We start from the raw sequence: 13,224 nt of genomic DNA on the forward strand, positions 1-13,224 counted from the left end.
ACGCTGATCACAGCACCTTTCTTCTCTATCGGTTGTATCCCATTGAGCGCACGATAAGATTTGCAGCATGGTAGATGCTGCGAATCCGAAACCCAAAACAAGAGACGTAGATGCGACGCCATACGCCGCGTCGCTGATCGAGGGACATCGGGACTTTGGCTACAGCCTAGAGACAGCTCTCGCAGACATCATCGACAACGCCATCACTGCCGGCGCTCGGACGGTAGAACTGATCGCCGACACTGTCGCGGACGAGCCGTGGATCGCGCTGGCAGATGACGGTTCGGGCATGACGGAGACCGAACTAGTCGAAGCCATGCGTCTCGGTTCGAAGAATCCGACCCACGAGCGCGAGGCCGAAGACCTAGGCCGGTTTGGTCTCGGCCTGAAAAGTGCCAGCTTCTCGCAGTGCCGAAGTCTGACGGTTCTGACGCGGCAAGACGGTCGAACATCCTGTGCGCGCTGGGACTTGGATCGAGTCGCGAAACGGAACGACTGGAGCCTCGAACTTATCGACAACCCCGAATTCGTGACAGGGCATGACCTCCTCACTGAGACTGGAACGGTTGTCATCTGGGAGAAACTCGATCGCCTGAGTGGCGGGTACACGCATGACCGGGCGAAGCGGGCCGAGCACATGAATTCGGAGCTGTCCCGCGCAGAGCATCATCTGCGCTTGGTGTTTCATCGCTTCTTGGAGGGCGCCAAGCCACGGCTGAAACTGTCACTCAACGGTCGCCAGCTGAAACCCATCGATCCCATGGCAACGTCACATGCCGCCACGCAGAAGGACCCGGAGGAGGTGCTTCGCTTGCGTCAGGGTGACGTTCTGATCAGGTGCCATACGCTTCCTCATCACAAGCGGATGAGCCGGGAAGAGTGGGAGGAAATTGGCGGTCCTGAGGGCCATCTGAAGTCGCAGGGCCTGTATGTCTACCGCGAGAAACGTCTCATCATCGCGGGCGGATGGCTTGGTCTCGCACGCCAGACCGAACTGACGAAACTCTGCCGTATCGCAGTCGATATCCCGAACACGATGGATGCGGAGTGGAAGATCGACGTCAAGAAGGCCTCGGCCCAGCTACCGCCGTTGGTGCGCGAGCGCCTGAAAATGGTCGTCGAGCGTTTTGTTGGAACATCCAAGCGCACGTATCGGAGCCGGGGTCAGAAACTGGTCGATGAAACCCGCTTCCCGATCTGGAATAGGGTGCAGAAGGATGGACAGATCGTCTTCCGCCCCAACCTCGAGCACCCTGTCTTCCGAACCTACGCCGAGCAGTTGCCGGAAGACCTGCGAGAGGGCTTCGAGCGCTGCCTGCGCATTGTTGGTTCAGGTCTGCCGATCGAGACGCTGCACGCTGAACTTGTCGGGAACGCGGAAGCGGTCATGGCTGACGAGACATCAGCAAACGACCTCGAAGAGTTGGTCTACTCTCTCGCGGTGACACTGATGGAAAACGGTGTGCCGTCCGATGCTCTGTCGGACACGATGCAGAGCAACCCATTCCTGCGAGTGCGTTGGGAAGTTGCCGCCCCGATTCTAGAAGATTTCTTGAGGACACGAAATTCATGAATGAAGCCATCGAGACAGTGAAGAACATGGTCGAAAGTGGCCTGTTCAATCAGGCACGGAAGACCGAAGACGAGTTGCGCAGTATGATCCGAGGCGTCGCAGCTTTGGTCCCGCCGGGCCTCAGCGATGAAGAGATCGAGCAGATTGCGCGGGAGATCGAGCACAAGCAGGGGATCAAGGCTGGGCTTGGTGCCGTGGTCGACAGCGAGGATTTCGAACCTTGGCTGGATGACGCGAAGCCATCCATCGAGCCGTTCTACTGGAACCGCTATCAAAAGTTGCTCCTGCAAAATGGCCTGCCGAAGGACGTGGTGATTTCCACGGACAAGGTGACGGACAAAATCCTCAGCCGTCTTGGCGACCCCGAGAAACATGTGCCATGGGATCGCCGTGGCATGGTGGTTGGCCACGTCCAAAGCGGAAAGACCGCCAATTATACGGGCCTGATCTGCAAGGCGGCTGATGCGGGGTACAGGCTGATCATCGTCATTGCCGGTATTCACAACAACTTGCGCAACCAGACACAGGCCAGGATCGACGAGGGGTTCATCGGTCGCGATACCGGGAAGTCCCAGGAAACCAAGAAGGGCGGGGCCAAACACATCATTGGTGTCGGCCATTTCGACCCGAGTAACACCCCTGTCAGCCTCACCAACACGCTACGGGACTTCAACAAGGCCACGGCTTCCACGAACACGAGCGAGATCGACTCCTACAAGGTACCTGTCGTCCTCGTGATCAAGAAGAACCACCGCACGCTCGCGAACCTGCTTGACTGGCTCAAGGACAATAGCGCGCGTGGCGATCAGGAGATGATCGACCAGCCGATGCTCCTGATTGATGACGAAGCCGACAACGCATCGATCAATACCAAGTACGGCAAGAAGCTTGTCACGACGATCAATGGGCAGATTCGCGACCTGCTGAACATGTTCCATCGAAGCTGTTACGTCGGGTACACGGCGACCCCATTCGCCAACATCTTCATCGACCCCGATCAGGATGACGAGATGTACAATGAAGACCTCTTTCCGAGGGATTTCATCATCGGTCTTGACGCGCCTACCAACTACTTCGGCCCGACCAAGATCTTCGTGGATGGACTGCCGGAGGAAGGCGATCCAACCTGGCTTCGTTACATCACCGACAACGAGGACATTCTGCCCATCAAGCACAAGATCGATCATGAGCTCGATGCGCTGCCGTCGTCGCTGAAGCGGGCATTGCGCACCTTTCTGCTCGCGAGGACCATCAGGAACTTGCGCGGGCAGAAGGCGGCCCATTGCTCGATGCTTGTAAACGCGAGCCGTTTTACCGCTGTTCAGGGCCGCCTGCGAAATCGCCTTCACGAAGCGCTCGAGCGGATCCAGAATTCAGCTCGCATCAATGCGAGTCGGGGCGCAGCCGCATTGAATGATCCGGAGATTTCCGCGCTCCATGGCGTCTGGCAGGAAGAGTACTCCGACACTGAATTCGATTGGCTCTCCATCCAGTCCGAACTCCTTGATGCAGTCGCCTCCGCCAAGATCGTGGAGGTAAACAGCCGGGCCAACGATCTGGACTATTCGAACTCCGGAGAGCGCGGCCAGACTGTCGTCGCTGTTGGCGGGTTCTCGTTGTCGCGTGGGCTGACGTTGGAGGGCCTGACCGTCACTTGGTTCCTGCGCAACACAATGATGTACGATACGCTCATGCAGATGGGGCGATGGTTCGGCTACCGGGGCGGCTATGAGGATCTTTGCCGCATTTGGATGCCCAAGGAAGCAATCGACTGGTACGCCTTCATCGCAAACGCTGCTGAGGAACTTCATGATGAACTGAAAACAATGGAAAAAGCCAAGGCAACGCCACGCATGTTTGGCTTGGCCGTACGGAGCCATCCTGCTTCGCTGCTCGTGACTGCGCGCAATAAGATGGGTTCCGGCCAGAAAGTCACAATGCGTATCGGACTATCTAACAGGTTTGTTGAAACTGCAAAAGTCAGTGTCCTTGATAAGGACATAATCGCAAATATTGATGTAGCGAAGAGACTGGTCGAGCATGTTGTTTCTGGTGCGTTTCCAGACGAAACCACTCCTTGGGGGCGGCTCATTAGGGGTGTACCAGTCAGCGCAATAGATGAGTTCTTGGCAGGCTGGCGTAACGAGGAGAGAAGCGTAACAACGGACCCAAGAATCGTTAGAAGCTACATCCGTGCAAGACGAGCCGACCAACTGAAACTATGGGACGTACTTATCCCAAGTCTCGATGGCGATGATACGACGGATATTCTCGGGACTCCGATTGTCCCGGCAAACCGTTCGGTCGACCTAAGTGACCTTGCTCACGATTTCATGTCATTCAGCGGCAAGGCCATGAGAGTTGCATCGCGCGGCATTGAGAAGGCTGGTGTTGATCCAACGCGTGCAGCAGAAGTGGAACAAAACTATCGCCAAAAGAAAGGCTTGGCAGTCGGCGAAAGAGCAAACTTTCCAGACAAGGAATACAGAAAGGTCAGAGAGCGCGGCCTATTCATACTACATTTCGTCAAAGCAAAGCGCCCGCCAGAAGAAATACTGGATGAGAACTCTCGCAAATTGGCGGCCAAGATTCCTCCTCAGCCCGTGGTTGCCTGGGGAATGAGTCTGCCGGAATCTCTCTACGATGACGAGGGCGAACAGTTCATTGTCAACTCTGTAAAGTTCAAAGAACTCTTCGGTGAAGAAGACGACGACGACGATCAGGAGGCAGCTCTTGAAGCCTCGTGATCCATGGGAAAGGCTCGACCTGGACGAAGCAAAGCGGGTCGATGTCGCGGGCCGTTTCGATTTCTTCTGGGTGGTGCTGGAAGGAGGCATGCCCGGCCTGATGTTGAGGCTGCCAAGCCTGCCGCAACCACTACCGCGTCTGCCGAAATTGAAGAACCTTGTAGCCTCCTTCCGCCCTGTTTCAGGTGGGTCGGCATTCGTTCTCGGCCTCAAGGAAAGAAGTCAGGTCGAGATCTTCGAAACCCTTTGCCGTGACGTGGTCGAGGCCGGGGAAGCCGGCGCGGATCGCGACGAAGCGCTCTCGAGAGCGCTTCAACGCACGCATCGCTGGTATCACCTCCTTCGCGGTGGCAAGAGCAGAGGATTGTCCGCTGAAGAGCAGCGGGGGCTTGTTGGCGAGTTGGCCTTCCTTCGGGAGCTTGTGTCCGCCTTCGGCACTGACACCGCAATCGAAGCGTGGACCGGACCGACCGGTTCCGCCAAGGATTTTGAGCTCATCGGAAGCTGTGTTGAGGTGAAGGCAAGGCGAGTGGCTGCAAAGCCGTTCGTGGCTATTTCTTCAGAGGACCAACTTGCGGATGTCGAAGGGAGCCGCCTGTGCCTGCGTGTGGTCAACGTGGCGTCGGCCGTCCTGCCGGAAGGTCAGAGCTTGCATGATCACGTCCGAATGACGGCCGAGATGTTCGAAGTAGACGGTACGGCCTTCGAAGCGTGGGAAGAGACGCTCTATTCGACAGGATACGATACCGAGAACGATTACGATGACCGGCGATGGCTTCTTGGCACTGTGACTGATTACGAGGTGACGCAGGGCTTCCCACGGATTTCCGCGCCTCTTGCACAAGGCGTGGAAAATGTCCGCTATGCAATCGCTCTCGATGTCTGCGAGCCGTTCAAACTGGAAGGTGATCTGATCGACGTGATCCGGAAGGAGCTTGAGCATGAGTGATCTCGAAGAATTTCATCATGAACTCATCGCCGATATCCAGGGTGATGCGGACGTCCTCGGACTTGTGACGGTCGAGGCGTTTTTCGAGAAGGTGGGCGATCTCCTTACCGAAGCCGGGGAATTGGACGGAGCCAATAGGGCGTATTTCGAGGGCGGCGGCGCAAGCAATCCCATGCGGATCGACGGTTACGGCGGAGATCCGAGGGATGGCGATGGCGTTCTAAGCCTCGTGTTGTGCGACTTCGAGCTTTCTGAAGAGGTGCGTGTACAGAACAAGGATCAGATTCAGCGCCTTCTCCAGCGGCTCTACAGGTTCGTTGGTTCGAGCCTGAAGACAGATTTCCGAGAGCAGCTGGAGGAGACAAGTGCCGGGTTCGGCGTGGCCGATCTCATCGCCACTACTTGGAAGCATGTCGAGAAGGTCAAGCTTATCATTGTGACCAACGCGGACTTTCGCGCCCGTGCCGATGCGGCGAACGTGAAGGATCTTGATGGCAGACCTGTCACACTCAGCGTCTGGGACCTGAAGCGCCTCAAGCAGTACATGGAGCAGGGGCAGGCGCGGGCGAACCTGATCATCGATTTCGACAGGGATTTCGGCGGGGGCGTTCCCCTGCTTGCGGCTTCGGGAAGCGATAGTGCGCTCGAGAGTTACCTAGCGGTCATTCCCGGAAAACAGCTGGCGTCCATCTACGACAAGTGGGGACCGCGCCTGCTCGAGGCCAACGTGAGAAGCTTTCTGCAGGCACGTGGCAAGGTGAACCAGGGTATTCGCAACACGATCCGCGACGAGCCGCACATGTTCTTTTCCTACAACAACGGCCTCAGTGCGACGGCGGACGCGATCGAGGTGGAGCAGACCGATCTTGGGCTCCGACTGGTGCGGGCGGACAATCTGCAGATCGTGAATGGCGGCCAAACGACCGCTTCACTGCACGCTGCGCGCAAGGCTTTCGCCGAGCAGTTGGAACGTGTCCATGTACAAATGAAGCTGACCATCGTGCCGCGGGAACATTCCGAACAAGTGGTTCCGCGCATCTCGGAGTATGCGAACAGCCAGAACAAGGTGAACGCGGCGGACTTTTTCGCCAACCATCCTTTCCATATCCGGACGGAGGAGCTGTCGCGCAAGGTCCTCGCGCGGGGAGAGGACGGGTATCGTGACACAAAATGGTTCTACGAGCGCGCGAGGGGACAATATGCCGACGAACGCGGTCGAAGGACCATTGCGGAGCGCAAGAGGTTTGATGCCGAGTTTCCGCGTTCCCAGTTCCTTACGAAGACCGATCTGGCCAAGTTCGAGAACACCTGGGCCTGCCTGCCGCATATCGTGAGCCTCGGCGCCCAGAAGAACTTCGCGGAATTCGCCAAGCACATCGGCAAGCGCTGGGGTACGGAAGGTGCGGCATTCGATGAGCTCTGGTTCAAGCGTATGATCGCAAAGGCCATCATTTTCCGCGCCACCGAAAAACTGGTCTCGGGGGCGGAATGGTACGAAGGCGGCTATCGCGCCAACATCGTTACCTATGCGATTGCCAAGCTCGTGCATGATTCAGAGGAACGGGAGATGGTTGTCGATCTGGACGCCGTCTGGAGATACCAGGATGTCTCGCCCGATATGAAGGCGGCGCTGTTGGTTGCTGCTGCAGAAGCTCAGGACGTGATCACGCACCCACCCGAGGGTGTGCGCAATTTTAGCGAATGGGCCAAGAAGCAGGCTTGCTGGAAGGGACTCGAAGATCGCGAGTTGAGCTATCCGGAGGAATTCGATCGCGTTCTGATCTCACCGGACCTTGCCAACGAACGGGCGAGAGAGGCCCGTGCGGACAAGGCCGTCGAGACCAGCGTCGAGGCTGAGCTCGATGTGCACAGGCTCGGTGCCGCGTTCTGGGCCGAAGCACGAAACTGGGCACGGAAGCGTGGGCTTCTGTCCCCGCGTGAAAATGGCGTTCTGGAAACCTGCGCCGCAATCCCGAGCAAGATGCCGTCCGACAAGCAGTGCGCCATTGCGATGAGCGCGCTCAAGAAACTCCAAGATGAAGGTTTCTCACACGCGACCCTCGATTTGACGGGCTGAAGTTCAAAGGCTTTCGAATACAGGTAGCAGGGTGTCAGCAATCTGCTTTGCGAGAAATGGTGGCACTGCATTGCCAACCTGCACGAATTGCTCCGTGCGATTGCCCATGAAGTGGTAGTTGTCAGGGAAGGTCTGCAGCCGCGCGGCCTCGCGAACTGTCAGGCTGCGGCACTGCGTCGGGTCGGGATGAATGAAGTAGTGCCCGTCCTTCGAGATGTGGCTCGTTATCGTGGAAGCCGGAGCTGTGCCTATCTGAACGCGGAACCTGTCGTTGAACTTTCCCGATTTCCAGTTCTTGTGTTTCGGCGCAAGGATATCCGGAAACTGGTGCGCGCGTGGGCTGAGCCCCTCAGCCTTCGCGAAACACGCGGCATACAGATATCGGGCAAGATCGGACGGCATATGTCCACGGGTTTGGTGTCCCGAGACACCGATGAGGTTCGGGTCGTCGAGAAACGCGTAAAGCTCGGGCTGTAGCTTCCTGGATAGGGGTTTTCTTGCGTGGCTCGAACGCCCCATCTGCGAAGTCGTCAGAAGTCGTTCCTCGACCCGACCCAGCTCGTCCAGAAAGCAGCCGAAGTTCTCGCCCGGATAATCCCGGATGATCTTTCCGACAGTCTCCATCGCGTCGACCACCGCGTCGTACCACGCGTGCTCGTCATCGCGTCGGCTCAAGCCGCTTCGCAGCCGCGGCAGGCCTGTCAGCATGGCTCTGACCGGAACCAAAGCGTTTCGTCGTTGAAGTCTCGGGGTGAAGTTACAGGCGACATCCGACCTGATACCGACGATGATGACCCGGTGCCGTGCCTGTGGAACTCCATGGTCCTCGGCGCGGATAACGAAGTCCTTTGGTTCGGGGTTTGCGTCCGACTGGACGCCGGCCGAAAGGGAAACGAGCCTGTAGCCCGAGCCAGCGCGCTCTAGGTCGGAAACGACCTGTTCGAAGATCGCCAACCCCTCGACGGAGGAGGAAAGCATACCCTTGACGTTCTCCATGACGAACACCGCAGGGTTCAACTCGTTCAGGACGCGGCAATACTCGCGGTAGAGGAAGTGCCGGTCGTCATCCTTCGGTCTGTAATCCCGGATACCAGCGTTTCTCGACCGTCCTGCGAGGGAATAGGCTTGGCAGGGAGGGCCGCCGATCAGAAGAGTGCGATCACCGGCCAATCGCTTTGTCGCAGAAATCTTCTCGGAAAGTATGGCTGCAGTCTCCGGTTTTCCGAGCTCTGCGCATAGCGCTTCATTTTCGGCAGCTTTCCATTGCCGTGGGTACAGCTCTTTCCAATCCGGGCATTCGTGCTTCCCGACAATCCATGAATAGTAGTCCGGAGGGCATTCTTCAAATTGTCGCAAGAAAGCGCGGAGTCTCAGTGTCTTGTGCGCAGCATGATCCTTCTCGATCGAGACGGCAATTTCATAGGCGCGCGACCCATCGCTCCCCCTGCAGGAGGAGAATCCTTCCCCGAGCCCTCCCGGGCCTGAAAACAGATCGACGATTTGAATGGGTTTCGACACTTCACTGCTCCTGCCTCACCTCTTTCCAAGTTTTCACAGGCGTGGCAAGGAGAAGAGATGGTGGACATCGTCGATGCCGAGACCCGATCCCGTATGATGGCAGGGATCAAGGGAAAGAACACGAAGCCTGAGCTGGCGCTTCGGCGGGCTCTGCACGCACGCGGGTTCCGCTTCCGACTTCATTCGAAGAAGGTCCACGGGCGACCGGACCTCGTTCTGCCGAAGTATCGCGCCATCGTCTTTGTGCACGGCTGCTTCTGGCATCGGCATGAGGGATGCCGCTACGCCACCACTCCCGCAACGCGCTCGGAGTTCTGGCAGGCCAAATTCGCGGCGAACGTTGCACGGGACAGCGCCGTTCGCGGAGCGCTGCTTGATGAAGGTTGGCGCGTGGCAACGATTTGGGAGTGTGCCCTGCGTAAGCCCGAACAGGTCTCCGTGGCCACTGACCTTCTTTCAGAATGGCTGGTGACTGTAAGTGACACGTTCGGACTCGGTCAAAACGAGGCTTTGGCACACATAAGAAAAGGTAAAGACGCCGGCTCTTCCCGCTGATTGATCCAGCGTAGCAAGGCTATGATCCGCCTGTTGAATGTTCGATCCGGGTTCCTTTTTCGCGAACGCCACTGACATCGAAGTGTTCAGGTGGGGCGTCGGAAAAACGCGAAATTTCTGATAGTTGCAAGCTATTCACCAAAACTGCGCAGTCATCAGGTCCGGAGAGTATTGGCCCTGAGAGACCGATTCCACGCCTCCTGGCGTCGAGGCCAGTGCTCAGCCCCTCCCGCATAACCCTCGAAAACAAAGGAAAAATCCGGCCGGAACCGGATCGAGAGAACGCTTTCGCAAGGGGAAGTGGCGGAGCGGACGGGTCCGGGATCGGACGTTCTCCACGAGGGGCGGCCGGTTTAGCGTTGCGTCTTCAATGCCTCATGTTTCACATAATCTTTTTCTTATCAGAGGCTTATGAATCCCGTGGGGCCGGCTCACGATCTCCCCGTGTCGTTGGAGCAGAGATGACGAGAAACCTGACCGACTCACGACTCGCGTTCTGTGCCTGGTGCTTCTGGCCGGGTTTGACATTGCAGGCGTCACTTGCAGACAGATGGACCATATCACCCTCAATCTCGATCGTGAGCGTTCCGTGCAGCACGAAGAACAGCTGGTTCGCATGAGCATGGACATGCCGGATCTCGCGGGCGCCCGGCGGCATTTCCTCATCGATGACACTTAAATCCTGTCCATCGAGCAGCCGCCATCCGTCGCAGACGTCAGCCCAGACGTAGTGCTCGGAATTGGACCGGTTTATTTTGCGTCCAGTCATGTAACCAGTTTCCAGACCTGCGACGTGCGCCGCCCATGCAGGGCGTCTTGCATCAATGCTCGCCACGGAATGCGATGACCCGTAGCTCCACAAGTGTCCCAGATGCAGTCATCTGGGTCGTGCCGATGCACGAGCATGCCGGGTAACCTCAATGCGGAACTGGTCATGAGCCTGACATGGGAAATTGGGTTGCGGTGCGATGGCGGTCGTATCTTCCCCGGGCAGGCAGGCGGGTGAAAGGTCGAAAAGGTGATGGGCTGAGGGAGGCATGAGAAACGGCTTCTGACCCTTTATGGTCTGCGGGTCCGTCAGGAGTCGCGGACATCCACCTGTCGCAGGGCCAAGAGTGCCGCCGCACCGATCATGAGACCGCCCGACAGGCGATTGAGGTATCGCGCTCCTCCCCCGAGAAGCGCCATGAGCCGTCGGGCGAACCCGCCCCAAAGCAGGAGCAGGAGCCCATCCAGAACGAGGTAGGTCGCACCAAGCAGGGCAAGTTGCGGCCCGATCCCGGTGGCGGGATCGATGAACTGGGGAAAGAGCGCCGCGAAAAAGACGACCGCTTGCGGGTTCGTGGCGGACGTGACGAAGGCCTGACGATAAAGACGGCGCAACAGGCGTGGCTCCGCCCCGTCCGCTGCCGCCGGGGCCCGCACCGCGGATGCCGGCGCGTGCCACATGCGCAGACCTACGTAGACGAGATACGCGACCCCGGCCCATTTCACGACCGTAAGCGCCGCTTGCGAGGTCCCGATCAGCGCAGCCAGGCCAAAGGCGGCCGCCGTCATCTGCAGCGCATTGGCAGAGAGATCTCCTGCGATCGTGGCCCGGGATCGGCCGAGGCCATGGCGCAGGCTGTGCGAGATCATCAGGATCTGGCTCGGTCCGGGCGGCGCGAGAAAAAACACCGTGAGCGTGGCGAGATAAGCAAGATAGGTTTCCGGCGTCATGCACGTCTCTCCTGCGCTGACATCCCCGACAGGCTTGTGCCGCCCGGCTCCGCCGAGGGAATGCCCGGGACCCAGACATATCCGTCTGGGTCAATCAGAAAGGCTTCACGCAGCCCGTGCGGCTTGTCGAGCGGCGGACACAGGACGCTGCCGCCTGCTGCCTCGGCCCGCGCCGCAGCCCGATCCGGATCGCAGCCGTAGAGCCTGAGTTCCACGCCGCCGCCCCGCGCCACGAGCCCCGCCACCGCACGCCCGAGCGGATGGTCGCGATAGGCGCGATCCGCGTGGAGCATCCATGTCGCGCCGCAGCCCTGCATGATGGCGAAATCGGCCTCCTGCCAGACGATCTCCGCCCCGAGCGCGCCGGTCTGGAAGGCGATCGCCGCCGCCATGTCCGACACCAGCAGGTTGATCCCGAGCCCCGGGCCGAGACCACGCCCGAATGTGGCCGGGTCGGGACGTTCCTCGAGGCGCGCTTTCATCCTCCTCGTCTCCTCTCCGGTCACGGCGCTAACAGCACGCCGTCGATCACGGTGACCGCCCGACCCTCGATCCGGACGGTGTCGGACCCGACGTCGCAGCGCAGCGCCCCGCCGCGGCGGGAGAGCTGGCGCGCACCGAGACGCGTCCGGCCCAGCTCGGCGGCCCAGTAGGGCGCCAGCGTCGCGTGGGTCGAGCCCGTAACCGGGTCCTCGGGGATGCCCGCCCCTGGCGCGAAGTAGCGCGAGACGAAATCCGCCTCGCGGCCCGGAGCCGTTATGCAGACGCCGAGGGGAAAGAGCTCCGCGAGGCGCGCAAGCGGCGGATCGGCGGCGCGCACCGCCGCCTCGTCGGCGAGCCGCACGAACAGGTTCTCGAAATTGCGGAACACGGCGACGGGATCGGCGCCGAACGCCTCGTCGATGATCGCGGGCGGTGTGGGGACGGGCTCCGGGTCGAGGCGCGGGACCTCAAGCACGAGGCCATCCACGCTTGTCTCGACCCGAAGCGCGCCGACCCGCGTCTCGAACATGAAGGGGCCGGAAAGGCCGAGGTCAACCGACAGCACGTGCGCGGTGGCGATCGTGGCATGACCGCAGAAGTCGACCTCGTGCACAGGGCTGAACCACCTCAGGCGGTAGGCGCCGTTCGCCTCGGTCAGAAACGCCGTCTCGGAGAGGTTCATCTCGGCCGCGATGTCCTGCATGGCGACCTCCGAGAGGCTCGCCGCGTCCGGCACGACCGCAGCCGGATTGCCGGTAAACGGCGCCTCGGCGAAGGCGTCGACCACGAAGATGCGGGTCATGGCCGCGCGCCTTTCGTTCCCATGGACCGGCCCCCGCCTGACGGCGCGTAGATCGGCCTCCGGCCCCTCACACCGAGCCCCCATGCGAAAACTTCGCACGCGCCGCTGCAATGGAGGCCGGCTCCGGCGCATCGCCCGTGTGCGCATCGGCGAACGCCGGGGCCAAAGTCGCGGTCAGAGGCACCACGCCGCCCCAGCCGCCGGCCGCCAGATCCTCCGCATCGTCGACCGGCGGCCCCTCGCGCCGCTTCATAGTGATCTCGTCGATGTCGAGCGCAATGACGCGGGTCGCTTTCTTCTCCTGCGCGGTCATCGCGCGAACCTCTCCGCTGCGCCCCGGCAGCAGGTGATCGACGATGGCGTCGAGCGCGCGCTCCGCCTCGGCGCCGTCCACCAGCCGGCCGGTCCCGTGCACCGTCACGCCGGCGTAGTTCATGGAGTGATGAAAACCCGAGCGCGCCACCACCAGACCGTCTACCCGTGTCGCCGTCAGGCACAGCGGTATCCCGTCGGTCGTCCGAACGATCCGCGTCTTCGAGTGGCCGTGGATGTAGAGCGTGTCGTCGATCCGCGCATAGACCATCGGCAAGGTCATCGGCCGACCCTCGGCGATAAAGGCAACATAGGCCAGAAGGCAACTGTCGAGGAGTGCATAGGCCTCGGCCCGATCCTCGACGGCGCGCTTGGCGTTGCGGATGCGGGCATAGGCGGGGCGGTCTTGGATGGCAGCGCGCGGCATGGGCGTATCTCGGGTCTTGTCGTTTCCAGTGGACCCATCGATAGTCTTGAACATGAGCCTTA

Annotated in this window: 11 protein-coding genes; 5 read left to right on the forward strand and 6 right to left on the reverse strand. The window is 59.9% G+C overall.

The window, feature by feature from the left end:
* Positions 1 to 67 precede the first annotated feature (67 nt).
* Genes AB6A66_RS10160 through AB6A66_RS10175 form a run of 4 tightly spaced genes read left to right on the forward strand, consistent with a single transcriptional unit; the run spans position 68 to position 7,346 of the window.
* Positions 68 to 1,573 carry an ATP-binding protein gene (locus AB6A66_RS10160; protein ID WP_371055781.1) on the forward strand — a complete coding sequence of 502 codons (1,506 nt, stop codon included), beginning with the start codon at positions 68 to 70 and terminating at the stop codon, positions 1,571 to 1,573.
* Positions 1,570 to 4,320 carry a Z1 domain-containing protein gene (locus AB6A66_RS10165; protein ID WP_371055782.1) on the forward strand — a complete coding sequence of 917 codons (2,751 nt, stop codon included), beginning with the start codon at positions 1,570 to 1,572 and terminating at the stop codon, positions 4,318 to 4,320. The genes AB6A66_RS10160 and AB6A66_RS10165 overlap by 4 nt, the downstream gene beginning before the upstream one ends.
* Complete coding sequence (locus AB6A66_RS10170; RefSeq protein WP_371055783.1) at positions 4,271 to 5,269, forward strand: PD-(D/E)XK motif protein; 999 nt, start codon at positions 4,271 to 4,273, stop codon at positions 5,267 to 5,269. Before AB6A66_RS10165 ends, AB6A66_RS10170 begins: the two co-directional genes overlap by 50 nt.
* Positions 5,262 to 7,346 carry an AIPR family protein gene (locus AB6A66_RS10175; RefSeq protein WP_371055784.1) on the forward strand — a complete coding sequence of 695 codons (2,085 nt, stop codon included), beginning with the start codon at positions 5,262 to 5,264 and terminating at the stop codon, positions 7,344 to 7,346. The genes AB6A66_RS10170 and AB6A66_RS10175 overlap by 8 nt, the downstream gene beginning before the upstream one ends.
* Before the next feature lie 3 nt (positions 7,347 to 7,349).
* On the opposite strand, the gene AB6A66_RS10180 is transcribed toward AB6A66_RS10175, so the two are convergent.
* Positions 7,350 to 8,864 (reverse strand): DNA cytosine methyltransferase, encoded by a 1,515-nt coding sequence (locus AB6A66_RS10180; RefSeq protein ID WP_371055785.1) that lies wholly within the window; start codon positions 8,862 to 8,864, stop codon positions 7,350 to 7,352.
* A 57-nt stretch (positions 8,865 to 8,921) separates the two neighbouring features.
* Here AB6A66_RS10180 and AB6A66_RS10185 point away from each other — a divergent pair, with 57 nt between their 5' ends.
* Positions 8,922 to 9,419 (forward strand): very short patch repair endonuclease, encoded by a 498-nt coding sequence (locus AB6A66_RS10185; protein WP_371055786.1) that lies wholly within the window; start codon positions 8,922 to 8,924, stop codon positions 9,417 to 9,419.
* A 409-nt stretch (positions 9,420 to 9,828) separates the two neighbouring features.
* Here AB6A66_RS10185 and AB6A66_RS10190 read toward each other — a convergent pair whose 3' ends face one another.
* From AB6A66_RS10190 to AB6A66_RS10210, 5 genes are all read right to left on the reverse strand, one after another.
* Complete coding sequence (locus tag AB6A66_RS10190; RefSeq protein ID WP_371055787.1) at positions 9,829 to 10,188, reverse strand: cupin domain-containing protein; 360 nt, start codon at positions 10,186 to 10,188, stop codon at positions 9,829 to 9,831.
* Between the two features lie 308 nt (positions 10,189 to 10,496).
* Positions 10,497 to 11,138: a LysE family translocator gene (locus AB6A66_RS10195; RefSeq protein ID WP_371055788.1), complete on the reverse strand. Its 642-nt coding sequence runs from the start codon at positions 11,136 to 11,138 to the stop codon at positions 10,497 to 10,499.
* A complete protein-coding gene (locus AB6A66_RS10200; protein ID WP_371055789.1) occupies positions 11,135 to 11,620 on the reverse strand; it encodes a VOC family protein in 486 nt (161 codons plus the stop codon). The genes AB6A66_RS10195 and AB6A66_RS10200 overlap by 4 nt, the downstream gene beginning before the upstream one ends.
* Positions 11,621 to 11,640: 20 nt before the next feature.
* Entirely contained in the window at positions 11,641 to 12,423 is a 783-nt protein-coding gene (locus AB6A66_RS10205) for a PhzF family phenazine biosynthesis protein (RefSeq protein WP_371055790.1), read from the reverse strand.
* Between the two features lie 67 nt (positions 12,424 to 12,490).
* Positions 12,491 to 13,216, reverse strand: coding sequence for a pyridoxamine 5'-phosphate oxidase family protein (locus AB6A66_RS10210; RefSeq protein WP_371055791.1), 726 nt, complete (start codon positions 13,214 to 13,216; stop codon positions 12,491 to 12,493).
* Positions 13,217 to 13,224 lie beyond the last annotated feature (8 nt).

Origin of the sequence: Rhodosalinus sp. K401 (assembly GCF_041365735.1) — a bacterium.
Lineage (GTDB): Bacteria > Pseudomonadota > Alphaproteobacteria > Rhodobacterales > Rhodobacteraceae > Rhodosalinus.

Bases quoted from the DNA above. Each gene is read 5' to 3' on its own strand.
- AB6A66_RS10185 (WP_371055786.1), top strand. From the start codon at position 8,922: ATGGTGGACATCGTCGATGCCGAGACCCGATCCCGTATGATGGCAGGG.
- AB6A66_RS10210 (WP_371055791.1), bottom strand. From the start codon at position 13,216: ATGTTCAAGACTATCGATGGGTCCACTGGAAACGACAAGACCCGAGAT.
- AB6A66_RS10195 (WP_371055788.1), bottom strand. From the start codon at position 11,138: ATGACGCCGGAAACCTATCTTGCTTATCTCGCCACGCTCACGGTGTTT.
- AB6A66_RS10190 (WP_371055787.1), bottom strand. From the start codon at position 10,188: ATGACTGGACGCAAAATAAACCGGTCCAATTCCGAGCACTACGTCTGG.
- AB6A66_RS10175 (WP_371055784.1), top strand. From the start codon at position 5,262: ATGAGTGATCTCGAAGAATTTCATCATGAACTCATCGCCGATATCCAG.
- AB6A66_RS10200 (WP_371055789.1), bottom strand. From the start codon at position 11,620: ATGAAAGCGCGCCTCGAGGAACGTCCCGACCCGGCCACATTCGGGCGT.
- AB6A66_RS10165 (WP_371055782.1), top strand. From the start codon at position 1,570: ATGAATGAAGCCATCGAGACAGTGAAGAACATGGTCGAAAGTGGCCTG.
- AB6A66_RS10160 (WP_371055781.1), top strand. From the start codon at position 68: ATGGTAGATGCTGCGAATCCGAAACCCAAAACAAGAGACGTAGATGCG.
- AB6A66_RS10205 (WP_371055790.1), bottom strand. From the start codon at position 12,423: ATGACCCGCATCTTCGTGGTCGACGCCTTCGCCGAGGCGCCGTTTACC.